Below are 25,873 nucleotides of genomic sequence, written 5' to 3' on the forward strand. Positions count from 1 at the left end.
TCTTAACGGATCCCTGCCCGCATAAAGGATTGAACAAACTGACGCTGAAATATCAGAAATAACACCAGCAGTGGCAACACGGTCATCAGGGTGGCGGCACTGATCAGCGCCCATTGCACGCCCTGCTCCGGCGCGGAAAACAACTGCAGTCCGACCGTCACCGGCCGCACTTTGACGGAATCGGTGATCACTAACGGCCAGAGAAAATCGTTCCAGTGGAAGCTGATAGAAACCAGTGCAAAAGCGACATAAATCGGTTTCGCCAGCGGGATATAGATTTTACGCAGGATATAAAACCGGCTGGCGCCTTCCACAATGGCGGCTTCTTCCAGCACCAGCGGAATACTTTTAAACGTCTGGCGCAGCAGGAAAATGGCAAACGCCGAGGCAAAATACGGCAGCGCGATGCCCGCCAGCGTGTCACGCAACCCGAGCGCGCCAATGGTTTTGTAGTTGTTCAGGATCAGCACATCGGGGCTTATCATCAGTTGCAGCAAAATCAGTGCGAAGATAAATCCGGCACCTTTCAGTTTAAACCGCACCAGCGCGTAAGCCGCCAGGGTCGCCAGAATCAGCTGGCACACCACAATCATCATCACCAGCAAAGTAGTGTTCATGAAGTAGCGCGCGAAAGGTGCCGCCTGCCAGGCGTTGATGAAATTCTGAAAAGTCAGCGGCGCAAACAGCGAAAAACTGCCCTGCACTGACGCCGGATGAATCGCCACCCAGACCGCGACCAGCACCGGTAAAAACCACAGTAACGCCGCCAGCCAGATGGCGAGATTCAGGATCAGGCGGCTGAAAGAAAACGATTTCACTGATAATGCGCCCTTTTATCCAGCAGGTTGAATTTAATCAGCGCGATGACGGCGAGGATCACCAGTAACACGACGGTCATTGCCGACGCAGCCGGTAAATCCCAGTAACTGAACGCCGTGCGGTAGATGTAAAACAGCAGCAGACTGGTGCTGTTATTCGGCCCGCCGTTGGTCATCGCAATCACCTGATCGACAATCCTGAATGCATTCATCGAGGCGTTGATCAGCACGAATAATGTGGTTGGCATCAGCAGCGGCCACTGTACCCGGCGGAAGAAATAGCGCCGTGATGCCCCTTCGATTTCTGCCGCTTCGGCCAGCCGCGGGTCGATTTGCTGTAATGCGGCAAGGTAGAAAATCATGAAGAACCCGGCCTCGCGCCAGACTGAAACTGCCATCAGGCTGTAGAGTGCCGTGCCCGGTTCACCCAGCCAGTTGACCGCAGGTAGCGAAAAGAGCGCCAGCATTTTGTTGAGCAAACCGAGTTGCGGCGTATAGAAAAATAGCCACAGATTGGCAATCGCCACCATCGGCAGCAGCGAAGGAATAAAGAAAGCGGCGCGGGTCAGCGCATTGCCGCGCAGACGGCGGTTGACCGCCAGCGCCATCAGCAGCGCAAGGGCAACCGACAGCGGGATGGTGATAAGGGCGTAGAGCAGATTGTTGCGTAACGACAACATAAACACGTCGTCGTCCAGCAGTGCCCGGTAGTTATCCAGCCCGACAAACTGCGGCGGATGCCCGCTGCGGGCAGCGCTGAACAGGCTTTCCCACACCGTTGCCAGCGCCGGATAGTGGGTAAACAGCAGCAGAAAACCCAGCGCGGGCAGCAGCAACAGATAGCCGTAAAGTTGTAATGACAACCCGCGTGTGCGGGTGGCCGGAAGAACCGCGTGAAATGTGCTCATGCTGTTCCTTTCGCGCTTACTGATACGGTTTCAGCAGGCGGTCAGCCTGTTTCTGCGCCGAACTCAGCGCGTCTGCCGGCGTTTTTGCCTGTGTGACCGCCGCTTCAATCGCGTGGTTCATCAGTTCCTGAATTTGCACGCTGTTATAGGTCGAGAGTTCCGGCTGCGAATATTTCAGTTGTTCGCGGGCCACCAGCGCCTGCGGAACCTGTTTCACATAATCCTGCATGACCGGGTTTTCCCACGCAGCAGGCGATGTCGCGACATAACCGGTGGCGATACTCCAGCGCGCCGCCTGTTCAGGGGCAGAAACCCAGCGGATAAATTCCAGTGCCGCTTTCTGTTGTTCCGGCGTGGTGTTTTTGAAGACGTAAAGATTACCGCCGCCGGTCGGGCTGCCACGCTGCGTTTTCTCCGGCAGCATCGCCACACCAAACGGGAATTTCGCGTTCTCACGCACGGTCGTCAGGTTGCCGGTCGTCGTGACCATCATCGCCGTTTTGCCGTCGATAAAGTCCTGCGGTGTGGTGCCCCAGGCGATGGTGCCCTTCGGTGACACCGCTTCTTTCTGCGACAGATCGGTCAGCCATTGCAGGGCTTCCACATTGGCAGGTGTGTCAAATGTCACTGCCGTGCCTTTGCCATTATCCAGATGGCTGCCGTTGGTGGCCGCAATCCCCTGGAAATTCCAGTAACCGTTCGGCGTGGACGGGATTTCAATGCCCCACTGCTTCACTTCAGAACCGTCACGCACCACCAGTTTTTTGCCGAAATCGACCACCTGCTGCCAGCTGGCAGGCGGCGTGTCGCCATTCAGACCCGCCTTCTCAAACGCCTGTTTGTTCCAGTACAACACCACCGTCGAACGCTGAAACGGAATGCTCCAGACTTTGCCCTGAATGTGGCGGATAAAGGCCGGATAGAAGCCGTCGATCCATTTTTTACCGTCTGCGTCATTCGCCAGATCGCTGACCGGCAAAATCGCGCCCGCGTCGATCAGGGAATACGCTTCAATATCGCCGATCACCGCAATTTGCGGGGCATTGCCGCCACGAAACGCCGTCAGCGCTTTGGTGACGGTGGTGGCGTAATCACCGGTATAAACGGGCTGAATGCTGATATCAGGATGTGTTTTCTGGAAATCTTCCACCAGCGTATCCACCGTATGACTGATTTTCCCGCCGACAGCAATCGGGTAATACATTTGTAATTTCACCGGATCTGCCGCAAAAGCAGAGGTGCAGGAGATGAGCAGAACGGCGGTAGCGAGACGTGAAAAACGGTGAACAGGTGACATAGTTTTCCCTTCGGCAATAGGCGTTGTATGAGTCAATAAAAGTGAATAACGGCAAAAAATGACAACTACACGGCAACTCTGTGATCTGACGGTAAACAGGATTGTTCAGCGTGGAAGCAGCGTTTTCCGTCGGCTGTAATGAAAAAATATTGTGCGCCCGTGGTCCATTGCAGACCGACCTTCTGACCATCAGCAAAACGTTTCATGCCCGCGACTTTCACGGTCATTAGCTCGGGATATCCGGCCAGCGCGCAGGCCACCAGGGTGTCCGCCCCCATGTATTCATGGCTGACCACCTGGGCGGTCAGGCTGGCGTGTTCAGGCGAAATCAGCTGAATATCTTCGGCGCGCAGGCCGAGACTCAGGGCGTTTTCGTTGAGGTTTTCCACCACCGGCAGCGGCGTACCGGCGAGATAGTGATGCTGCCCGCGGCGTTCGAGCGGCAGAATATTCATTGGCGGCGCACCGATAAATTGCGCGGCAAAAATGCTGGTCGGGTTGTTATAAAGGTTATCCGGGGTGTCGTGTTGCTCGATGCGGCCATCGTTGAGCAAAATGATTTTGTCCGCCATGCTCATCGCTTCGGTCTGATCGTGCGTGACATACAATAAGGTCAGGCCGAGCTTCTTCTGAATTGCACGGATTTCGCGGCGCATACTCTGGCGCAGTTTGGCGTCGAGATTGGAAAGCGGTTCGTCCATCAGGCACAGCCTGTTGTTGGCAATCACCGCCCGGCCCAGCGCCACGCGCTGTTGCTGACCGCCGGAAAGCTGCGAGGGTAAGCGGTCGAGCAGCGGCTCCAGTTCCATCAGCCTGCTGACGTCCGCCAGCCGCGATGCAAAATGACGCTTGTCTTCGCCACGCGCACGCAGACCGAAAAGCAGATTTTCGCGCACATTCATGTGCGGGAATAACGCGTAAGACTGAAACACCATCGACAGTTTACGCTGCGAGGGTGCCAGCGACGTGACATCGGATTGCTGAAAATACAACGTACCGCTTTCCGCCGTTTCCAGCCCGGCGATGGTGCGTAACAACGTCGATTTTCCGCAGCCGGAAGGACCGAGCAAGGCAATAAAATCACCCTCTTCCACATCAAAACTGATGTCATTGAGGGCCACTTTCGTCCCCCAGGATTTCCGGATGTGATGCAGTGATAGGTAGCTCATGCCGCTGTAAGTCTCTCTGACCGGTGATGGGCATAACCTATCGGGCTAAAATGACGCTTTTATGATCGGGAGATGACGGCATAAAGACGGACAAGGTTTTAAGCCCCATTCATTCACGCTATAATGCGCCAACAAATATCGCATAAGTCAGTTGAATATATCGACATGGCGAGTGCCAAAGGAATATTTCTCAGGAGAGAAGATGAAGAAGTCACTGTTTGTTCTGGCCGCCGCGATGACCCTGGGGGCGTGCAGCATGAATCAGAATACCGCCGTTAAACAGACCGATTTGCAGCATCACCGTTTTGAGTTGCTGAGCGTCGATGGTCAGACTGTGCCTGCCGCGCAAGGGCGCATTCCGGACATTGAGTTCGGCTCAAACATGCACGTTTCGGGAAAAATGTGTAATAACTTCATGGGTCAGGGCCAGTTGCAAAACAACGTGCTGACCGTGAAAGGACTGGCATCCACCATGATGATGTGCCCGGATGAAAACCTGAATAAGTGGGATCACGTGATCAGCGATGTGCTCAATAACGGCGCGGCGCTGACCTTGCAGGAAAACAAACTGACCCTGACACAGGGTAAACACCAGTTGATTTATCGTCTGAAAGACCGGATGTAAATTTATTGCCACGTTAACTGCAAAAACGCCAGACGACTGTCTGGCGTTTATCAGGCTTTACACACACCCTGCATCAAAGCACTTTCCGAGCACTGACGACCATTAGCCATCGAACACATACCGACGCGGCTGCCATCAAGTTGCGGCGCCATCCGTAATTGCCCGCCCGCCATAGAACAGGCTGCATACGCCGGGCTATCCATATTAACGGTACGTTGCCCGATATTAACGCTGTTGCCTTTTTGTGGAACGTCAGCCGAATCGTCGTGGCTGCTGCATGCGGCTAACACCAGCACACCGGCGGCCAGTAACACGCGAAACGCAGTGATCATCTGTCCTGCTCCTGAATATGACGGGGATTTTTTTGCGAATCGCCATCATATCCGACGTTTTTCGCCTGCGTCGAGCCTTTCGGCAAAATAACATCAACTTTTTCCTAAAATAATCTCAAATTTAAACACTCAGACACATTTTATTTCGGCCGGTTATTTCTTTAACGCATAAAACCAACAGTAATTAACCGCTTTTCCCGCTGCATTCGCGGGAAAATATAATGATAAGGCGCTTATATGCTGACTGAATTTGTCGAAAGATATTCATTAATCATCACGCGCGCGCCCTTCACGCCCCTATTTAGCCGCTGTCCCGAACCGGCTTCTGCACGGCAGCTAATAATAATCCCAGTGCCTTGGGTTATTCAGTAACCGCTTAAAATATCAGCCGAAATAGCCCTGCACACAATCAGGATAAATCGATTAATCCGCCCTCTGCTAAGCTTTTAACATTCCCGCCAGCAACCGACTTTTCCGCTGGCTGCCATTGTGAGCAAAGCAAAAAAGGTATTCCATGATCACCACTGATGGTAATAATGCAGTCGCTTCCGTGGCTTATCGTACCAACGAAGTGATTGCTATCTACCCGATCACCCCCAGTTCAACCATGGCCGAAATTGCCGGTGCCTGGTCAGGCGAAGGGAAGAAAAATTTGTGGGGCGATGTCCCGACGGTAATGGAAATGCAGTCGGAAGCCGGTGCGATTTCCACCGTGCATGGCGCGTTGCAGACCGGCGCACTGTCGACCTCGTTCACCTCGTCTCAGGGTCTGTTGCTGATGATCCCGACGCTGTACAAGCTGGCCGGTGAACTGACGCCGTTCGTGCTGCATGTTGCTGCGCGCACCGTAGCTACCCACGCGCTGTCCATTTTTGGCGATCATTCGGATGTGATGGCCGTACGCCAGACCGGTTGCGCCCTGCTCTCTGCCGCCAGCGTGCAGGAAGCGCAGGATTTCGCGCTGATTTCTCAGGTTGCCAGTCTCAACAGTCGCGTGCCGTTTATTCATTTCTTCGACGGTTTCCGGACCTCGCACGAAATCAACAAAATTGCCCCGCTCAGTGATGACACGCTCCAGCAGATGTTGCCGCAGGCGCAGATTGACGCGCATCGCGCCCGTGCTCTGTCGCCGGACCATCCGGTGATCCGCGGCACCTCCGCCAACCCGGACACTTATTTCCAGTCCCGCGAAGCCACCAATCCGTATTACAACGCCACCTGCCAGCACGTCATTGATGCGATGAATGCTTTTGCCGTCCTGACTGGCCGTGAATATAAGCCCTTCGAATATGTTGGCGATCCGCAAGCCGAACGGGTGATTGTGCTGATGGGTTCCGGCATCGGCACCGCCGAAGAAGTGATTGAAACCCTGAATGCCCGTGGCGAAAAAGTCGGCGTGCTGAAGGTGCGGCTGTACCGTCCGTTCAGCGCCGGACATTTGCTGTCCGTGCTGCCACAAAGTGTGAAAAGCATCGCGGTGATGGATCGCACCAAAGAGCCGGGCGCGCTGGCTGAACCGTTATACCTCGACGTGATGACCGCGCTGGCCGAAGCCTATTCCCGTGGCGAACGCGATTCACTGCCGAAAGTGAGCGGTGGTCGTTACGGATTATCCTCGAAAGAATTCGGGCCGGATTGCGTGCTGTCGGTGTTCCGCGAACTGTCGCTCAGCCAGCCGCGTCCGCGCTTTACCGTCGGCATTTATGACGACGTCACCGGCCTTTCCCTGCCGGTGGTGGAAGAAGCGTTGCCGCAGCACGCGTCGCTCGAGGCCCTGTTCTACGGCCTGGGCAGCGACGGTTCGGTATCGGCCACCAAAAACAATATCAAAATTATCGGCAACAGCACGCCGATGTATGCGCAGGGTTATTTTGTCTACGACTCCAAAAAGGCCGGTGGCCTGACGGTGTCGCATCTGCGCGTCAGTGAAAAACCGATCAAATCTGCTTATCTGGTGAGTCAGGCGCATTTCGTTGCCTGTCATCAGTGGCAGTTTATCGACCTGTATCAGATGGCAGAACGCCTGCGTCCGGGCGGGATTTTCCTGCTCAATGCGCCGTTCAGCGCTGATGAAGTCTGGGCGCGTTTACCGCTGGAAGTGCAGGCGACACTTATCCAGCGCGAAGCCCGTTTCTATGTGATTAACGCTGCCAAAATTGCCCGCGAATGCAAACTCGGCGCGCGCATTAACACCGTCATGCAGATGGCGTTCTTCCACCTGACGCAAATCCTGCCGGGTGAACAGGCGCTGACAGAGTTGCAGGGCGCGATTGCCCGCAGTTACCGCAGCAAAGGCGAAGAGATCGTCACCCGCAACTGGATGGCGCTGGCCGCTACGCTGGAAGAACTGGTCTCCGTGCCGCTGCAGGCGATCCCTGAAAATCCGCGCAAACGCCCGCCGATTGTTTCCGACGCGGCACCGGATTTCGTCAAAACTGTCACCGCGACCATGCTGGCCGGTCTTGGCGATGCCCTGCCAGTTTCCGCGTTCCCGCCGGACGGCACCTGGCCGACCGGCACCACGCAATGGGAAAAACGCAACATTGCCGAAGAAGTGCCGATCTGGAAACCGGATTTGTGTACCCAGTGCAATCATTGCGTCGCCGCCTGTCCGCACTCGGCGATCCGCGCCAAAGTGGTTCAGCCGGAATTTATGGCAGATGCGCCGTCTGCCCTGCAATCGCTGGATGTGAAATCCCGCGACATGCGCGGTCAGAAGTACGTGTTGCAGGTCGCACCGGAAGACTGCACCGGCTGTAATCTGTGCGTTGAAGTGTGTCCGGCGAAAGACCGTCAGGATCCGTCCATCAAGGCCATTAATATGGCGGATCGCATCGAACATCTGGAAGAAGAACGCGCCAATTACGATTTCTTCCTCAAACTGCCGGAGATTGATAAAACCACGCTGGAACGCATTGATATCCGCACGTCTCAGCTGATCACCCCGCTGTTTGAGTATTCCGGTGCCTGCTCCGGGTGTGGCGAAACGCCTTACATCAAACTGCTGACCCAGCTTTATGGCGACCGTTTGCTGATCGCCAATGCCACCGGCTGTTCGTCTATTTATGGCGGTAATCTGCCTTCAACGCCGTACACCACTAACGCCGAAGGTCGCGGTCCGGCATGGGCAAATTCACTGTTTGAAGACAACGCCGAGTTCGGGCTGGGCTTTCGCCTGACGGTGGATCAGCACCGCCGCCGCGTGCTGCGTCTGGTTGCATCGCTGGCGGAACATATTCCGGCGGACGTCCTCGGTGGCCTGCGCGATGAAACGTCCACGCCGGAAGTGAAACGCGGGCATGTCACGGCGCTGCGTAACATTCTGGCAGACATCGACACGCCGGAGGCGCGTCAGCTGGCCACCGACGCCGATTATCTGGTGGATAAATCCATCTGGCTGATTGGCGGTGACGGCTGGGCGTATGACATTGGTTTCGGCGGACTGGATCACGTCTTAAGCCTGACCGAAAACGTCAACGTGCTGGTGCTCGATACCCAGTGTTATTCCAACACCGGCGGACAGCAGTCGAAAGCGACTCCGCTCGGTGCCGTCACGAAATTCGCAGAACAGGGAAAACGCAAATCACGCAAAGACCTGGGAGTGAGCATGATGATGTACGGTCATGTGTATGTGGCGCAGATTTCACTCGGCGCGCAGCTTAACCAGACCGTCAAAGCCATTCAGGAAGCCGAAGCTTATCCGGGGCCGTCACTGATTATCGCGTACAGCCCGTGCGAGGAACACGGCTATGATCTGGCGCTCAGTCACGACCAGATGAAACAACTGACTACCACCGGTTTCTGGCCACTGTACCGCTTCGATCCGCGTCGTGTCGAAGAAGGCAAACCGGCACTGGCCCTGGATTCAAGACCGCCTTCCAGCGGGCTGACCGATACGCTCAATAATGAACAACGGTTCAGAAGGCTGAACTCCCAACAGCCGGAAGTAGCAGAGATGTTGTATGCGGCGGCAGAGAAAGAGTTACAGGCTAAATATGACTTTTTAGCCATGCTGGCGGGGAAGAAGACCGAGCCGGAGTCTTGAGTTTTTAAACTGTGCGTTGAGAAAAAATGCGGTCGGCTCCCTCCCCTGCGAAGGGGAGGGTTGGGGTGGGGTATCACAGACAAATCAAAAAGTTAACCTGTGCTTTGACGGCCGTTTTGTCTGCTAAACCCCCTCCCGACCTCCCCCTTCGCAGGGGGAGGAGCAAACAAGCGACCTCACTAAACTAACCGGTATTCCACCCGATATTCCCCCGATCCCACCTCAGCGGTATACCCGTCAGCGCAGCGCACAAAATCAATCCCGTCCGCTTCCTGCAAGCTTTGACCGTCCGTCAGGACAAGTGTGGCGGTGGTATTGGCCGGAATACTGACCTTAAGAATCACCTGCTGATCACTCACTTCCCAGCGTACGCCAATCGCACCATAGATTGACTGATAGCGGGTATCCAGCCAGCTCAGGCCGCCGCCGGTCTGCGGTTTGATGATGACGTGTTTGAATCCGGGCTGTTCCTCATCAGCTTCAATCCCTGCCGCCACGCGGTAGAGCCATTCCCCCACCGCACCGTAAGCGTAGTGATTGAAGGAATTCATGTCCGCGCTCCACATGCTGCCGTCCGGTTTGATGCCGTCCCAGTGTTCCCAGACAGTGGTGGCACCGGCTTTCACCTGATACAGCCACGAAGGGAAATCCTCTTTCAGCAGTAAATTCCAGGCTTCTTTAGTGCGGCCATTCTGGCTGAGTGCGTGACAGAAATACGGCGTGCCGACGAAGCCGGTCACCAGATGCCCGTCGTGCTCGTTGAGCAATTCAACCAGCGTATCGGTGGTGCGCTGGCGGAATTCGTCAGGGACCAGATTGAAGTACAGTGCCAGAATATGCGCGGTTTGCGTTCTGGCCGCCAGACGACCCGATGGCGTAAAGAACTCCTCCTGAAAACGACGGACAATCGCCTGATGCAAGGCAGTGTAATGTTGATAGTCTTCAGTACGATTCAGCGCTTTGGCGGCTTTGGCGAACAATTGCGTGGAATAAGCGTAATACGCCGTGCAGGTCAGGTCGTTTGGGGTAGCACCGAAATAACTGCCCTCTTTGGCATCCAGCGCCACCCAGTCACCAAACTGTAATTTGTAATGCCAGATGTGATTTTCCGCATGCGCGGTCATGAAATCAATCCAGCCTTTCATGCTGGCATACTGGTTTTCCAGCACGTTGGTATCGCCATACATCAGGTACATTGTCCACGGGTTGATCACCGCGGCATCCGCCCAGGCCGAGGCAGAATGGGTTCCGCCTTCAGACAACAGGCGGTCCTGGCCACAGTAACCGGTCAGGATATCCGGGATAACGTGCGGCACACCGCCTTCAGCCGTCTGGTCATAACGAAGATCGGTCAGCCATTTGGCGAAGAAATTGCGGGTTTGCATCAGATAACTCGCCGTACGGCAAAAAATCTGCGCATCCCCCGTCCAGCCAAGCCGCTCGTCACGTTGCGGGCAGTCCGTCGGCACATCGACAAAGTTACCTTTCAGCCCCCACAGAATATTGTGGTGTAACTGATTCAGATCCGGGTTTGAACAGGCAAAAGACCCGGTCTGCTCCATATCGGAATGCAAAACAATGGCGGTGAAGTTATTCAGATCCAACTGTGCAGGATATTCCTCAACTTTCACAAAGCGGAAACCTTGCCAGGTGAAGTGCGGATGCCAGGTTTCTTCGCCCTTACCTTTGAGCACATATTCAGTGCGCTGTCGGGCAGAACGCAGATTATCGAGATACACATTGCCCTCTGCGTCCAGCACTTCAAAGTGGCGTAACACGACTTTATCGCCCGCTTTGCCGCTGACCGTAAACTCTACCCAGCCACTGAGATTCTGGCCAAAATCAATGACGGTGTCACCCTGCGGCGTGGTGAGCAGCGCAACAGGCTTAATTTCTCCCATTTTCCTGACCCTGTTGCTTCCCTGCGCCACCAGTGTGGATTTTTCATGCGTCGCCAGACTGACCGGACGCCATCCCTTCTCTGCGAAACCTTTCACGCACCAGCCGGGGATTTCCCTGCGCGCATCGTAAGTTTCGCCGTCATAGATTTCTGAAAACAGAATGGCGGAATCCTGCCCTTTCCAGCTTTCATCGCTGACCACAATTTCATGCGAGCCATCGTTATAATTAATGACCAGTTGGGAAATAAGCGCGCTCCGTTCACCATAATAATTGCGATGACGGCTGAAGCCCATATCACCTTTGTACCAGCCCGCACCGACAATAGCGCCAATAACGTTTTCGCCTTTTTCCAGATGTCCCGTCACATCATAAGTCTGATAAAGTAAATGATGGTGATAACTCGTCCAGCCTGGCGTCAGGGCATCTTCTCCGACTTTATGACCGTTGAGATGTAATTCATAAAGTCCGAGTGCACTGACATGAATAAAGGCAGACTGAATATCTTCCGCACGGTTCAGAACAAAAGGTTTTCGCAATAATGTTGCGCCGGAATTGTCTTTATCTGCCGACGTTTCGGCGGTAATAAAATCAGCCAGCCATTCATGGCTATACAGCACGCCGGAAATCATCTCCGCAGGTGAACTCCAGGCACTGGTTTCGTCATAATTATCGCGTACCTGTACACGGATAAAATAATGCTGCGAGGATGTGAGCATTAATTCCGTCAGGGAAACATTATTTGAACGTTCGCTTTCCTGCCATTCACCGCGAAGCAGGATATTATCAAAATTCTGATCCTGGCTGATCTGGATCCGGTAAGCAGTTTGCCGGACATTTCTGTTATGGCTTTCAATTTCCCAGCCTAATACAGGCAGTTCCTGCACACCGTGCAATGCAGATTCCTGATTTACTGTAAGTCTGATTACTGCGAGCATAATGCCTTACTCCTCGTGTAATGTTGTCTGAGCGGTAAACTAAACAACTAGATTTGCTTTATAGCGGATGCCGGATATTCCGTTGCCGGTTCTTTAATAACCGTACCGGCTTCGCTGTTAAATTCATTCCTTTGCTTGCCGTGGAAACAGATCCAGCCGATCAATAAACCGGAAGCCACCGTAGAGGATAAGATGAAATACAATACCAGCGGACCGGCATCAAGCAGCAGTGGCGTAATGAATGCCAGCACACCGCATAACAACCGGGAAATAGCGACGATAATACCTTGTGCTGTAGACCGGAGCATGGTCGGGAAGGATTCCTGCGACCAGACTTTCATTATCCCTTCGAAGGCCAGACCGCTGCCTATCGCGGTAAAGAACAAACAACAGAACCAGGATACGGGTGAAAAGTTAAATACTACCGGCAGGAAGAATCCTCCCGCAAAACAAAATGCCCCCATAATAAACGCGGGGATACGTTTCGGTGTATCGACAAAGCGCATAAACATGATCCCGGCAAATACCCCGACCGGCATGGTCAGCAGGTTCCACAGCGAGTGTTGCCCGACGGAAATACCCACTACGTTAACTGCAATATAAGTCCCAAACTGACCGCCGGTATTCGCTGCAAGATTGGTAAAAGTATAGAACAGGCACAACGCAATAAACGGCCACAGATATTTCCCGTGGATAAGATCTTTAAACGACGCTTTCTGCGCACGCACCGTGACAATGCCTGCACGCCTTTCGTTTCGGGCAATCAGCCATAAAGGCGACTCCGGGATCGTCCAGCGCAACGCCAGCAGAACGACGGCCACCACGCAGACATGCAGATACATAATCTGCGCACCGGGCCTTCCCCAGTCGCCCACCATGGCAGAAATTGCCATCGTGGTGCCAATCCCCAAAAACCACAGCAGATTCGACAATCCGATAATTTTCCCGCGATTTTTATCCGTCGCCGCTTCAGCAATGGTCGCCAGTGATACCGGTAAGTCTGCACCGGTAGCTAACCCGACCAACAATGTGCCAGCCAGCAGCACCGGAAAGGTATTGCCGAATGCCAGCAGCAGCGTACCGATAATGATCATTGCCATGGTGACAATAAACACTTTGCGTCGGCCATAACAATCCCCCATTCTGCCGCCCAGAAATGCACCCAGTGCAATGCTCAGGGTTAATATGCCGGAAAGTATGCCTATCTGAGCTGATGTTGTCCCTATCGTTTTCTGATAAATAACCAGGGCCGTTCCGTTTGAAACAATCGCGGCTGAATCAATATATGACGCCATGCCGGAAACCACCCCGACGTACCAGGGATTAGGTTGTTTAGTGGTTGACATAATAATGTCCTTCAGAGGTAATGGTGAATAAAAAAGTCCGTGAGTTATCCTGAATTATTAGTGCTGTTATGGTTTTATATTAATAATTCTTATTATTGAATTTTGTTTTAATAGCGCGTTTTAATCACACTGTTACTGACTCTCATTCGTTCCTGAGAGGGTGTTCTGTGAAACTCTTTTTTATAGGCTTCCGTCAGACGTGATGGGGTGGAAAAACCGCACACGGTGGCTATTTTCCCGACAGTTAAATCTGAGGTACGCAATAATTCCTGTGTTTTTAACAGACGGTAACGCTGCTGAAATTTTTCAGGTGTAAATCCTGTCATCTCTTTTATAAATCTGAACATCGTTCTTTTTGCCACACCACTTTCTTCACATAAATAATCCCAGTTGATGCTGCATGTGTAATTCTCGCGTAAATAATTCAGCAGATGTCGCTTGCCGGAATCTGTCGGGCTGGCCCGGCATTCCTTGCGGGTCGCACACTGGTACAGGATGACCATCATCGAAAATAAATAAGACTCTGCTGTGGCAAAGTAGGCGTTGTCATAACAGGCATCACTTTGCCGGGTGATTTTATCGGTCAGCTCAATAACTTTCGTCAGTTCCCCGTCCGTTAATCCTGCACGCCGCTTTTTTATCGAGGCAGTATAATCTTTGATCCCCGCCGTCAGTTGTCCAATGTTATTGAGAAAATAAAACGGGCGCTCTTTATGGAGCAAAATATTAGTAATTGACAGCTTATTGGTGGATTCATAACAATGGACATCATGAGCGCTGACGATGAAAAAATCGCCTTTATGAATAAATTCTGCCTGGTCGTTGATTATATGAAATCCGCTGCCGTTGCGGACAATAACCAGCTCATCAAACTCATGCCCGTGTACATCTTCCATCGACTGGCGATTCATATCGAATAAACTGAAAGCATGATGTTCCGAGAGAAAGAAATCACTGACCTTGAGTATTTTCATATATTCACCGGGTTAATAACTAAAATAAATATCGTTAATCACTCTGCGCCATAAAATATTATGTCCTGATAAAATGATTAGACCGTAATAATTATGACAAGTCTATATAACCCACTGGCACTGGGGCGTAACCGCCCGTGACGTTTGTTTCATTTTTGTATCAGTGAGCTCATTTGAGGATCATCAGACATAAAAAATGCGCAGAGAGATCTGCGCATCGGGAGGAACGGCATGAAACGGTTTTGCTGAACGTTATGTCTGATGCAACCGGTGCTTATGCCCTTTCATCAGACTCAGCGAGGCAGAAAATGCCGCACCTTCGTCACCGGCCATGATCGCTTCGTAAATACGTTTATGTTCACTGAGGCACATGCCCCCTTCTTTTGAGGAATACTCAAAGAACCATTTGAAAATGGTGGTCAGCACGTTGCCGAACGGCACGTAAAAACAGTTTCCGGAGGAAATGAAAATCATCCGGTGGAACTGCGTATCGATATCGACCCAATGTTGTGCATCGAAGTTTTCGGCTACATGACACATCTGGCGATAAATTCTTGAGAGTTCAATGCGTTGCTCTTTACTGGCGTTCACCGCCGCCAGCGCGGTGGCGTGCGGTTCAATCGCTTTGCGAAATTCCAGAAACTGGTGATAAATATCTTCCGTCGCTTCCATGCCCTGCATCCATTCCAGCAACTGCGGATCCAGCATGTTCCATTGCGGACGCTCTTTCACGCGGGTGCCGATTTTTGGCCGCGACTCCAGTAATCCCTTGGAGGTCAGCAGTTTCAGCGCTTCACGCAACGCAGTACGGCTGACGCCAAACTGTTCGCCCAGCTCGATTTCACTCGGCAGTATCGCGCCTGATGCCAGTTCGCCCGAAAGAATTTTGCGGGCGATGTCGCGGGCGATATGGGTATTCAGGCCACGGGTCATGCCTGCGGCGGTTTCAAACTGCATCGTCATGCTCTTCCCTTTTTCCTGTGCAGATTGCCGACATCATAGTTCAGGTGGCGGCGCGCTGCATGCCCCCGCCACACTGAAACACCCGAACTGTGCGCTACGGCGCCATCTGGCCGCCATTCACATCCAGAATCTGGCCGGTGATGTAACCACTGCAGGCGTGCGAGGCGAAAAACAGGTACGACGGTGCCAGTTCTTCAGCGGTGCCGAAACGGCCCATGGCGATGGAACCGGCGATTTTTTCACGCACTTCTGCGCTTTTATCCGCGTGAAAAACGGTGTCGATGGTGCCCGGCGCGATCACGTTAAAGCGGATATTGTCCCGGGTGAATTCTTTCACCCAGTTGCGGTGCACATTGTGCAGCCAGGCTTTTGAGGCGGCGTAGAGACTGGCACCCGGCCCGCCGCCTTCGCGTCCGGCAATCGAACCGGTGCTGATCACCGATGTGGTTTTACCGCTCTGTTTCGCCGCGTGACGCAGATGCGGAATAGCAAATTTTGTGACCATCAGCGCCGAGCGGGCATTGAGATCCATCACATGGTCATAAAAATCATCGTCAATGCTTTCCAGCCCCTGACGTCCGCCCAGGCCGCCCGCGTTATTAATCAGCACATCAATGCCACCAAAGCGTTCGACAAAACTCGCCACCAGCGCTTCGCACTCGGCCGACTTCGTCACATCCGCACCAAAATAGGCTACTTCGCCGCCGTTCTTAGCGATATCAGCCGCCAGTTTGTCCAGGCTGGCATCATGACGATGGCCGTTAATCCCGACTTTTGCGCCCGCTGCGGCAAATGCCTGCGCCGCCGCCAGCCCGATACCTTTGGTTGAGCCGGTGATCAAAACACGCTGACCTTTCAAATCGTTAAACATAGTGACTCCTTTATGATTCAGGGATGTTCAGAGGTGAAACGGATTGCCACGCCACGCTGAACGCATCTTCCGCAGCCGGTGCGGTGCGGTTGCTGATGCGGACGTTCAGTGTCCGGTTGGCGGCAAAGTAAATATTCAGTTCGGTTTGCACGTCGTCATGGCTGACCACGCTGACGCGTTCGACCTTGCCGCGCGCGTCAAGGGACGTTTCGCTGGCTTCATCAAAATAGCCGTGGGTTTCAAACACGCTGGCGAAAATGGCGTTTGCTCCCCGGGTTCGCAGCAGTAAAGCGGGTTCATTACGCAGGTTAAAATTCGGATCGCTGGCACCGGTGCGGGCGACAATCAGTTCGCCACCGTCGGGAAAGGCGCTGACCAGGGTGCGGTAACTGTCGCCGTCAAGCCAGCTGAATAAGGCCGAATCTCCCGCCGCAATATCAGCCCTCGCGCAATCCCATAAATGTTGATAGCCGTTACCTGTTCCGAGTGGTGTCAGCTGGCTGGCAGCATCAAGAACGGCATCAGTGCGGACAAACTGACCGAGATGATGCAGGCAATAATCGTACTGGTGCGGCTCATGGCTGGTAAGCCGGAACACATCCACGATCAGCGGCGAAGACAGTTCCGGCAGGCTCAACATCAGCACCGTCCGTTGCTGGTTCACCCCCGGATAATAATCATTAAGCCGCGCACTCATCCCCTGACAGGCCGGATTACCCGTGACGAAGAAATGCGGTTCGCCCCAGCGTGTTTCGGCTTCAAGACTGTTGCCGCCATTCTGGCTTTGCCCGTCAACCACCACGGTGTTGTGCGCGACGGTCTGCTTGCAGTAACTATTGTTTTCAGGAATGTAGCGGCCACCGAATTTAGGCTCGACGTTGACCCAGCGGCCAAAGCCGTAATCACGCAGGAACTCGCGTCCGCCGCTGAACAGGCTAAGATGCAGGCCGTCAAAGTGGCCGTGATTGAGCGCCGAATGCAGGCGGGGAATGCTGCCGTGCTGGCCGTACCACATCAGCGCCATGTCCTGATTTTCTGCGTCACTGCGTAAAATCCCGATGCCGCCGTGCGTGCCTTGCGGGCCATCGCGCAGTTCTGCGCTGCCCCAGTCCACGGGCGTTGCCGGGGCTTTTTTCAGGGCAGCAGAGAGTTTCAGCGCGGCCGCACTCACCCACACCGTTTGCTGTTGTTGTGCGACAGCGATCCACTGCGGATTGTGGCCATAGCGGGAATAGCAGACGCTGGCGGCGATCACCGCGCCGTCATCACGGATATTGATGGTTTTAGAGGAATCATTCAGCGCAGGCCAGACGCCGTCGGGGAATGCGGTCTGCATCAGGGCTTCACAGGTTTTACGGATAATCTGCTCACGGAACTGATAAATCTGTAAATCCGGCTGACGCCGTTCAATGGCCTCTGCCAGCAGTAACAACGGGCGCAACGCAAAGCGGTGGTAATACGGCCCTTCGATATAATAACCGTCCGGCGAAAAAAGCTGGCTGAGCTGGGCAAAGAATCCGCCACTTTCACTGTCGCCTTTCAGGCCATATAAGGCTTTTTCTACCAGCGATGTATCGTCCAGCACATAACCACTGATCGCCGCCGCGGCCACCGACCAGATACCGTGGTTATGCACGATATCGAAATCACGGGTATGCCGGTTCAGCGCATCATCTGCCATCACCTGAAACAGGTTAGTTTCGATATGTTCCCGCTGAGCCGCGTTAAGCAATGGCATCACACAGTGGTAGCCTTCGACGGCGTACAGCCAGAACATATTTTCATTCAGGGTCTGATGGAACAAACGACCGGGCGCATTGCTGTCTTTGCTGGTCGCGCTGCCCAGCGAGGGATAAATATCGGCATAACCGGTCAGCAGCGCCAGCGCGTAATCGCCATAACGTGGCTCACCGGTGATCAGCGCTAAACGCCCCGCCAGATTGATTCCCAGATAGTTTTGCTTGTGCTGCGTATGCTCAGGGCCACCGGCCTCGCCGTGACCGGGAATCGTCAGCGGCTGCACGAGCATGTTTTCCAGCGTGGTGATTTGCGCACGCAGCGCCGCACCCAAAGGAGAATCTGCATTAATCTGCCCGCGCAGTTCATCCGCTTCGTCAGCGCTTATCTGCAACGGCTGCCAGTGATTCATTTATGCATCTCCTGAGGCTGTGGCGCGACATATCCCGCCGCAAACGATGGCAATGACAGCAGCCAGGTTTCGCGTTCGGCCTCCATCACCGCGCCACGGGTCACGTCTTCGTGGTATCCGCCGGAAGCCGGTTTCACCGCTGGCGGCAAGGTGAATTTCGCGCTGCGGATGTATTGTTCGTAACGGTTTTCACCCGTAGCGTTATCCGCCCAGGACAGCAACGGCACCGGACGCACACGGATCTGATCCAGTGACTTGTATGGCCAGGGCACTGACGGATCGGTAAAGCGCGCCATGAAATCCAGCGAGGTCAGCACGCTGCCGCCTTGTGGTGTTTTGTAATGCCAGAGGTCAATGCCGTTTTTCTGCGCCAGCACCGCCATCATGCTGATTGCCTGCAAATTGAAGTAGCTGTAATGAAACGAACGCGTGCGCGCCAGCTCGGCGGGCTGCGTGCCATCGGGTTTGAGTTGCACATCCAGCTTGCTTTTCATCAGCTTCGCCATGTCGCCAGTCAGCGCTTTATCGCCCAGATACCAGGCAATACCGGAGACTTGTGTCACATACCAGTTACCGTGATTGTTCTCCGTTCGCCCTTCTTTTTTCGCGATTTTACTGCCCTGCAACCACTGCAGATAATCCTGCATCCACGCCCGCATTTGCTGTTCGTCGTTATCCGTCCAGGCCGGATTTCCGCGCAACAGCACTAACGAATCGACAATTCGGGTGGAGAAATAGCGGCCATCCAGCACACCGGCGTTGCGCCCCGGCGAAATGCCCGGCACACCCTGCGCATAATTCAGATTCGGGTTCATGCGCGTTTCCGGGTTGATAAACCAGGTGCGCAGCAGGCTGGCGGCTTTATCGGCGTATTTCTGTTCGCCGGAGAAATACCACGCCAGCGTCAGGTTCTGCACCCGTGCGGTAAAATCGGCCAGCCGCACGCCATCACTCTGGTCGTTTTTACTGGCGGGATTTACATGACCGTCCCTGCGCACCCACGGCAGCCCGTCGGGTGTGCTGTCGTCCGGCCACCAGTACGCACTCAGGCTGAGATAATCATGCTTCGAGCCTCCCGGCGGCGTCATGCCTTTGTCGGTCACGCTCAGTTCAGGCTTGTTCAGCGCGGAATCCGCCGCGGCCAGCAAGTGCTGATACGCCTCCGCCGTTTGCGGTGCCGCACGGTGATCATGCAGTTGCTGGCGGACAACAGCCATTTGCGCCGTATTCAAAAATGCCGGTTCCGCAGCCAGTGCACCGGCAGAACCCGTCATCAGCGTCAGCAACAGCACCAGGCTGGCCGTCACTCCTTTTCCATTACTGCACAGCATTAACGTCATGTATTCTCCCGGCTCCGCGCCATTTCCCCGTTGAGATTTCACGCTTTAGTCATACTAATAAAGCAATGAACCTTCATTTTCGCCAGCCAGAATTGACTTAAAAGCCGATATTAGGCCAAACAAGTGACCAGAATCACAATTTAATAACAAACTAAGCATTTCTTATTTGTCCGACTTTTAATTTCAATTCCCTCTTCTACGCTTGCTCAATACATAACCAAAAAACATCTCACCCTACAAACAAGAGAGTAACGACAATGGATATCAACGTTCTGGTCATGATCGGTTACTTCGTCTTAATGATTGCCATCAGTTATGCCTTCAAAAAAATGGCGTCCGGCTCCTCGAGCCACTATTTCCGCGGCGGCGGGCGAATGCTCTGGTGGATGGTCGGCGCGACCGCCTTTATGATCCAGTTCAGCGCCTGGACATTTACCGGTGCGGCCGGTCAGGCTTACCGCTACGGTTTCAATGTCGTCAGCGTGTTTGCCGGTAACGTGTTCGGCTATCTGATCGCCTGGTGGTGGTTTGCCGCCCGCTTCCGCCAGTTGCGTGTTGATACCGCAACCGAGGCAATCAACCATCGCTTTGGCAAAGGTAACGAACAGTTTTTCACCTGGATGATCATTCCGCTGAGCATTCTCAGCGCCGGCGTATGGCTGAACAGCCTGGCGGTGTTTGCCAGCGCGGTATTCCGGCATGACATCACTCTGACGCTGTGGGTGACGGGCATCGTGGTGCTGGTGATTTCGCTGCTGAGTGGGGCGTGGGGCGTGGTCGCCAGTGATTTTGTGCAGACGCTGGTGGTGGCGATTATTTCCATTGCCTGCGCAGTGGTGGCGTTATTTAAAGTCGGCGGCCCGGTGAAACTGGTGACGGAATTTCCTTCCGGCTTCATTACCGGCCCTGACGTTGGCCCGCATTATATTTCCCTGCTGGTGGCCTGTTTCCTGTTCTTCTTTATCAAGAATGTGCAGAGCATCAATAACCTGCAGGATTCCTACCGCTTCCTGAATGCAAAAGACAGTTTCAATGCCAAAAAGGCGGCATTGTTCGCGTTAGTGCTGATGCTGGTCGGTACGATTATCTGGTTCATTCCGCCGTGGGCGGTGGCGATCCTTTATCCTGACGCGGCAACCGCGCATCCGGAACTGGGCAAAAACGCGACCGATGCGGTGTATCTGATTTTTGCAGAACGCGCCATGCCGGTGGGTACCGTCGGCCTGCTGATGGCCGGACTGTTCGCCGCCACCATGTCTTCTATGGATTGCGCACTGAACCGTAATTCCGGGATTTTTGTACGCAGCTTCTGGACGCCGGTCATTAACCGCGACAGTGAACGCAGCGACAAATATCAGTTGCGCGTCGGCCAGATTGCCTGCGTGGTGAATGGCGTACTGGTCATTCTGGTGGCGCAATACATGCACACTATGCAGACAGTCAGCCTGTTCGACCTGATGATGAAAGTCGGTACGCTGATGCAGGCACCGATTGTGGTGCCGCTGTTCCTCGGTGTGTTTATCCGTAAAACGCCGGACTGGGCGGCATGGGTCACCGTATTATTCGGATTATGCGTGTCTTATGTGGTGGCGAACCTGTTCACCGCGCCGGATGTCGCCCGTCTGCTGGGGATCACCCTGACGGCACGTGAGCTGCTGGATGTAGCGATCATGTGGAATATCTTTGCGCACATGGTGTTTACCGGCGGGTTCTTCTGTCTGACCACCCTGTTCTATCGCGAGTCCGATACGGTGCGGGAAACTCAGCGCCAGCAGTTCTTTTCTGACATGGAGACACCCGTCTATGCCGACCATGAACAAGATGAGTTTGACCGCCTGCAGCGCGATAAAATCGGCCGTATTTCGATGTACATGGGCGCGGGGTTGCTGCTGATGGTGCTGGTGCCGAATCCGTTGTGGGGACGGCTCATGTTCCTGCTGTGCGCCCTGGCAGTTCTGCTGTTCGGCTGGATATTGCACCGCAGCGCAGAAAAAGGCATGAAAGCCGCACTGGCCAAAAAAGCATTAAAACGCAATGTGGTGACGTCGCAAAGATAGGGGCAATGAGAGAACCAATGCAGAGATTTTGGGCAACGGTTTGCTGTATTCCGCTCATAAAAAACCCGCTTTAGCAGCGGGTTTTAATATCAGACAAAAAAAGATTACGCACCGGATTTACTTCGGAAGTTCTGTTACCTGTTTCACTTCAGTTTTGCTGATTTGCTGTTTCACACCATTGGCGTCGGTATATTCCAGCAGACCGGAATCTGCTTCTTTCGGTTTACCGTCGCTGATGATGGTTCGCGCATCATTGGTCTGAATCGCATAACTCGTGCGGGTACAGCCAGACAGCGCTGCGACACACAGGATAGCGGCTAAAGGTAAAAGCATTTTTTGAGGCAATAAATTCCTGTTCATCATTCTCTCCTTTGTCAGAATTTCCGGATAAATCAGTTATCCAGTTCACTCATATTTTTGACCTGGTCACGATTGATCTGCTCGGTTTTACCCGTCTCGGCATTTTTATAAGACACCAGACCGGTATCGTCATCTACCTGAGGTTTACCGTCTGTGACGATGGTTTTCCCGTCCGTAGTTTTAATCGCCTGATTAGACGCGCAACCTGCGACAAAAAGAACGGATACAGCGGCAAGTGACGCGGCAATAAGGTTTTTCCTGTTCATACTTCTCTCCTGAAAGTGATTCTGATTTAACAATGCGTTTAGTAAGCATAGTTAGCATTTCAGCTTGTTCATTGAGAAACATCTGTATTTGCCCCGTACGTTCATCACAGGTGTGTCATTCAAGGCACAAAATTCCTTAAACAACCCCGCTTCCCCTCTGCGGACAGGTAAAATAACCTAAACTGTTGCCTGAAAAATTTGCCGATTCTTGGCCGGAGATGACCGAAAATACTCATGAACATCTGAAAGTTTATTTGTCGTTATGACACCGAAAATAAGGGTCGCCTCTTCTTCCAGACCTGCAACTCCCTTTCCCCAATCGGAGCATGCCGGAATGCTGCTATAAAACGCGCTGACATTTCACGGCGTAATCCGTATCATACGCGCCACACGAACGCATGCCGGATGCTGACTGCGGGAACAAACCCGCCTTTTATCATCGGCAGTTGGAGCATGAAAGCGACCCGACCGGTATGCTGAACAAGAAACTCGCGTTGCAGGTTTTCCCTGCTGCGCCACCAGACGAATCGAACATCAAAAAATGTCAGATAATCAATTAGTTAATAAAAAAGATCAGTACAACCTCAACAAGTTACAAAAGCGCCTGCGCCGTGACGTTGGGAAAGCAATTGCTGACTTCGGTATGATCGAAGAAGGTGATCGCATTATGGTTTGTCTTTCCGGCGGAAAAGACAGCTACACCATGCTCGAAATTTTGCGCAACCTGCAACAAAGCGCGCCGGTGAATTTTTCACTGGTGGCGGTCAATCTTGACCAGAAACAACCGGGGTTTCCGGCACACATCCTGCCTGAGTATTTAGACGCGCTGGGTGTGGAATATAAGATTGTCACCGAAGACACCTATTCCATCGTCAAAGATAAAATCCCGGAAGGCAAAACGACCTGTTCCCTGTGTTCACGTCTGCGCCGCGGGATTTTGTACCGCACCGCGACGGAACTGGGTTGTACCAAGATTGCTCTCGGCCATCACCGCGATGACATTCTGCAAACCTTGTTCCTCAACATGTTCTACGGCGGCAAGCTGAAAGGAATGCCACCAAAACTGATGAGCGACGACGGTAAACACATCGTGATCCGTCCGCTGGCGTACTGCCGCGAGAAAGATATCGAACGTTTTGCGATTGCGCGCGAATACCCGATTATCCCTTGTAACCTGTGCGGCTCGCAGCCAAACCTGCAACGTCAGGTTATCGGCGACATGCTGAAAGACTGGGATAAAAAATATCCTGGCCGCATTGAGACCATGTTCAGCGCGATGCAAAATGTGGTGCCTTCGCATCTCAATGACATGAATCTGTTCGATTTTAAAGGGATCCGTCATGGCGATGCCGTAGTCGACGGTGGAGATCTGGCGTTTGACCGTGAAGATATTCCGATGCAGCCGGTTGGCTGGCAGCCGGATGAAGATGAAGCGGCGGTGCCGGTTGAGCGTCTGAACGTGCTGGAAATTAAATAATCTCCCGCGCAGCGTTCACTGTGAATCTTATAGCCCGCGCAATGCGGGCTTTTTGTTTATCAGGCTAGTGTGAACGTCTCCGTCCAGTTGTAATTAGTCATGACAAGGTTCACCGGCAAACTCAGCGAGCCAAAGTCTTTCTGCCGGTTTTCATGGAACCAGACACGCAGCGATTCAGGCAGATATTGCGCGCTGTAACGCAGCAAGGTGCTGTGCCAGAAGACTTGCGGGATTTCCGTGTTGGGGAATCGCTCTCTGATCCTGGCTGCCCACGGCGTATTCAGCAGATGCTCAACCAGCGCCTGTCTCACCCGCAAACTTTCCGCGTCCGGAAATCCCGCCAGCAGAAGCTGATCCGGTAAAGCCACCAGCCGCAAATCGCTGATCTGCATAACATGGCCACGGCAATACTGTTCAAAAATGCTGATCAGATCCGCGAGGCCTTCCGCGTCTTCAGGGCGGTCATACAGCGCCTGCGTGATGGCGAAAAAAGTGAAATGCATGCCGTTAACCCGCGCCACATCGGCCAGCGGATCCCCTTGCGCAGCGGTGGCTAAGTCTTCCAGTAACCCCGCCATCCGGGGACCTGCGCGATGACCGCTGGTGATGGCAAGCCGCGTCGGGTGATAAAAAGGCTCAGTGCGGATTTCGCCCGTGTCGCGGTGGTTTTTCCAGATGCCGGATGTTTTAGTGGTCGTATTTTCATACGCCTGATGAATCATTTCCCGGGTATGCACAGCAATCTCCTGTTATGTCGAAAATAAGGCAGGCAAGCAAAAATGCCTGTACAGGCCTTCCGCAGGGGAGAAACCTTAAAAAAGATTGAGCGAAATCAACATTAGAATGGCTGAATCGGTGCAGTATCTATTCCGCAGGTGAATGCAACGTCAAGCGATGGGCGTTGTGCTCCATATTGTCTTATTTCCAAATTTTTAGAATTAATGCATAGCACAATTTAATTCGAACGACGCCGGTCTTATGACCGGCTTTTTTTTGGCTTTTTTTCAGCCAGTTAATGCTCTACAGCCACCGGCTTTTTTTCATCCACAGTGCGACACCACCGCCCAGCGCCAGCAGACAGGCACAGAAAATCCCGAAACCAAACGGCGAGGTATTGCCGGGAATACCGCCCAGATTGACACCGAACAGACCGGTCAGGAACGTCGCAGGCAGGAAGACCATCGCCAGCAGCGACATGGTGTAAGTACGGCGGTTCAGTGAATCGGCCAACAGTGAGCTGATTTCATCCGAGAGTACGGCAGTACGCGCAATGCTGGCATCCAGATCATCCAGTCCGCGCCCCAGCCGATCGGAAATTTCCTGCATCAGACGGCGGTCATCGTCATTCATCCACGGCAGGCGTTCACTGGCAAGGCGGGAGAACACATCGCGCTGCGGCGCCATATAGCGACGTAAAACGATAAGCTGTTTGCGCAGCAACGCCATCGCACCCCGCTCCGGCACCTGCTGCTCCATCAAATCATCTTCAATATCGATAATTTTATCGTGCAGATCTTCAATGAAATTACTGGTGTGATCGGTCAGCGCATCACAAATTTCCACCAGCCAGCGTCCGGTATTCCTCGGCCCGCTGCCTTGCTTCATATCCCCGATCATTTCTTCCATGGAAAACACTTTCCGGTGCCGCGTGGAGACAATCATTTTATCGGTGAGGTAGACGCGGATGGTGACCAGCTGATCGGGCCGCGCATCCGCATTAAGATTGATACTGCGCAAGGTGATCAGCGTGCCCTCGCCTACGCGCATAACTTTCGGGCGGACGCTGTCACCGGCCAGTGCCTCGCGCACGGTATCCGGTAACACCGGCGTACTGTTGATCCACTGTTCGCTGGCAGGAAGCGTGTAATCAAGATGCAACCAGCAGGGTTTATCTTCACTGGCGACACATAGCGGACTGATATCGTTCACGCCGCCCTGTCCGTCCATCTGGAAAGCATAAACGGCATCCGAAACCTGTAGTTCTTTTCCCTTAATGACTTCCACGACATTCCTCGCTTTTCTTCGTTATCTGTTTTAAG

At 53.4% G+C, this 25,873-nt stretch carries 20 protein-coding genes and 1 pseudogene; 5 read left to right on the forward strand and 16 right to left on the reverse strand.

Annotation, left to right across the window (positions count from 1 at the left end):
* Window positions 1-2: 2 nt before the first annotated feature.
* The 4 genes from AACU55_RS16500 to AACU55_RS16515 form a co-directional block, all read right to left on the reverse strand.
* Window positions 3-818, reverse strand: a complete 816-nt coding sequence (locus AACU55_RS16500; RefSeq protein WP_037033941.1) for a carbohydrate ABC transporter permease — start codon at window positions 816-818, stop codon at window positions 3-5.
* Complete coding sequence (locus tag AACU55_RS16505) at window positions 815-1,726, reverse strand: carbohydrate ABC transporter permease (protein ID WP_037033939.1); 912 nt, start codon at window positions 1,724-1,726, stop codon at window positions 815-817. Before AACU55_RS16505 ends, AACU55_RS16500 begins: the two co-directional genes overlap by 4 nt.
* Before the next feature lie 16 nt (window positions 1,727-1,742).
* Window positions 1,743-3,023, reverse strand: coding sequence for an ABC transporter substrate-binding protein (locus AACU55_RS16510; protein WP_134705780.1), 1,281 nt, complete (start codon window positions 3,021-3,023; stop codon window positions 1,743-1,745).
* 65 nt (window positions 3,024-3,088) lie between these two features.
* Complete coding sequence (locus tag AACU55_RS16515) at window positions 3,089-4,192, reverse strand: ABC transporter ATP-binding protein (protein ID WP_134705781.1); 1,104 nt, start codon at window positions 4,190-4,192, stop codon at window positions 3,089-3,091.
* Between the two features lie 202 nt (window positions 4,193-4,394).
* Here AACU55_RS16515 and hslJ point away from each other — a divergent pair, with 202 nt between their 5' ends.
* A complete protein-coding gene (gene hslJ, locus AACU55_RS16520; protein WP_112198606.1) occupies window positions 4,395-4,817 on the forward strand; it encodes a heat shock protein HslJ in 423 nt (140 codons plus the stop codon).
* 50 nt (window positions 4,818-4,867) lie between these two features.
* Here the strand turns inward: hslJ and AACU55_RS16525 are convergent, their stop codons facing one another.
* Window positions 4,868-5,149 (reverse strand): putative hemolysin, encoded by a 282-nt coding sequence (locus AACU55_RS16525; RefSeq protein ID WP_013575393.1) that lies wholly within the window; start codon window positions 5,147-5,149, stop codon window positions 4,868-4,870.
* 514 nt (window positions 5,150-5,663) lie between these two features.
* Here AACU55_RS16525 and nifJ point away from each other — a divergent pair.
* Entirely contained in the window at window positions 5,664-9,194 is a 3,531-nt protein-coding gene (nifJ, locus tag AACU55_RS16530; protein WP_134705782.1) for a pyruvate:ferredoxin (flavodoxin) oxidoreductase, read from the forward strand.
* 179 nt (window positions 9,195-9,373) lie between these two features.
* Here nifJ and AACU55_RS16535 read toward each other — a convergent pair whose 3' ends face one another.
* From AACU55_RS16535 to AACU55_RS16565, 7 genes are all read right to left on the reverse strand, one after another.
* A complete protein-coding gene (locus AACU55_RS16535) occupies window positions 9,374-12,031 on the reverse strand; it encodes a glycoside hydrolase family 78 protein (RefSeq protein WP_134705783.1) in 2,658 nt (885 codons plus the stop codon).
* Between the two features lie 47 nt (window positions 12,032-12,078).
* On the reverse strand, window positions 12,079-13,377 hold the full coding sequence (locus tag AACU55_RS16540; protein ID WP_134705784.1) for an MFS transporter: 1,299 nt from the start codon (window positions 13,375-13,377) through the stop codon (window positions 12,079-12,081).
* Window positions 13,378-13,484: 107 nt separating this feature from the next.
* Complete coding sequence (locus tag AACU55_RS16545; RefSeq protein ID WP_134705785.1) at window positions 13,485-14,351, reverse strand: helix-turn-helix domain-containing protein; 867 nt, start codon at window positions 14,349-14,351, stop codon at window positions 13,485-13,487.
* A 252-nt stretch (window positions 14,352-14,603) separates the two neighbouring features.
* The gene (locus AACU55_RS16550) at window positions 14,604-15,314 is read right to left on the reverse strand and encodes a FadR/GntR family transcriptional regulator (protein WP_013575388.1); all 711 of its coding nucleotides are present in this window, start codon (window positions 15,312-15,314) and stop codon (window positions 14,604-14,606) included.
* A 94-nt stretch (window positions 15,315-15,408) separates the two neighbouring features.
* Window positions 15,409-16,185: an SDR family NAD(P)-dependent oxidoreductase gene (locus tag AACU55_RS16555; protein ID WP_013575387.1), complete on the reverse strand. Its 777-nt coding sequence runs from the start codon at window positions 16,183-16,185 to the stop codon at window positions 15,409-15,411.
* Window positions 16,186-16,195: 10 nt separating this feature from the next.
* The gene (locus tag AACU55_RS16560) at window positions 16,196-18,334 is read right to left on the reverse strand and encodes a heparinase II/III domain-containing protein (RefSeq protein WP_134705786.1); all 2,139 of its coding nucleotides are present in this window, start codon (window positions 18,332-18,334) and stop codon (window positions 16,196-16,198) included.
* On the reverse strand, window positions 18,331-19,674 hold the full coding sequence (locus AACU55_RS16565) for an alginate lyase family protein (RefSeq protein ID WP_134705787.1): 1,344 nt from the start codon (window positions 19,672-19,674) through the stop codon (window positions 18,331-18,333). Before AACU55_RS16565 ends, AACU55_RS16560 begins: the two co-directional genes overlap by 4 nt.
* Window positions 19,675-19,931: 257 nt before the next feature.
* Here AACU55_RS16565 and AACU55_RS16570 point away from each other — a divergent pair, with 257 nt between their 5' ends.
* Entirely contained in the window at window positions 19,932-21,731 is a 1,800-nt protein-coding gene (locus tag AACU55_RS16570; RefSeq protein ID WP_134705788.1) for a sodium:solute symporter family transporter, read from the forward strand.
* Window positions 21,732-21,848: 117 nt separating this feature from the next.
* Here the strand turns inward: AACU55_RS16570 and AACU55_RS16575 are convergent, their stop codons facing one another.
* Together AACU55_RS16575 and AACU55_RS16580 are read right to left on the reverse strand one after the other, a co-directional pair.
* A complete protein-coding gene (locus AACU55_RS16575; protein ID WP_013575383.1) occupies window positions 21,849-22,091 on the reverse strand; it encodes a YgdI/YgdR family lipoprotein in 243 nt (80 codons plus the stop codon).
* A gap of 32 nt (window positions 22,092-22,123) precedes the next feature.
* The gene (locus AACU55_RS16580) at window positions 22,124-22,357 is read right to left on the reverse strand and encodes a YgdI/YgdR family lipoprotein (protein WP_126124855.1); all 234 of its coding nucleotides are present in this window, start codon (window positions 22,355-22,357) and stop codon (window positions 22,124-22,126) included.
* 261 nt (window positions 22,358-22,618) lie between these two features.
* Between AACU55_RS16580 and AACU55_RS16585 the strand changes: the two are divergent.
* Together AACU55_RS16585 and ttcA are read left to right on the forward strand one after the other, a co-directional pair.
* A pseudogene (locus AACU55_RS16585) lies at window positions 22,619-22,795 on the forward strand (site-specific integrase); the annotation flags it as partial.
* A 103-nt stretch (window positions 22,796-22,898) separates the two neighbouring features.
* Complete coding sequence (gene ttcA / locus AACU55_RS16590; protein ID WP_112152468.1) at window positions 22,899-23,834, forward strand: tRNA 2-thiocytidine(32) synthetase TtcA; 936 nt, start codon at window positions 22,899-22,901, stop codon at window positions 23,832-23,834.
* 59 nt (window positions 23,835-23,893) lie between these two features.
* Here the strand turns inward: ttcA and AACU55_RS16595 are convergent, their stop codons facing one another.
* Together AACU55_RS16595 and zntB are read right to left on the reverse strand one after the other, a co-directional pair.
* Window positions 23,894-24,571 carry a hypothetical protein gene (locus AACU55_RS16595; RefSeq protein WP_134705789.1) on the reverse strand — a complete coding sequence of 226 codons (678 nt, stop codon included), beginning with the start codon at window positions 24,569-24,571 and terminating at the stop codon, window positions 23,894-23,896.
* Window positions 24,572-24,854: 283 nt separating this feature from the next.
* The gene (gene zntB / locus AACU55_RS16600) at window positions 24,855-25,838 is read right to left on the reverse strand and encodes a zinc transporter ZntB (protein ID WP_013575379.1); all 984 of its coding nucleotides are present in this window, start codon (window positions 25,836-25,838) and stop codon (window positions 24,855-24,857) included.
* Window positions 25,839-25,873 lie beyond the last annotated feature (35 nt).

The organism is Rahnella sp. CJA17(1/100), from assembly GCF_963881615.1.
Lineage (GTDB): Bacteria > Pseudomonadota > Gammaproteobacteria > Enterobacterales > Enterobacteriaceae > Rahnella > Rahnella aceris.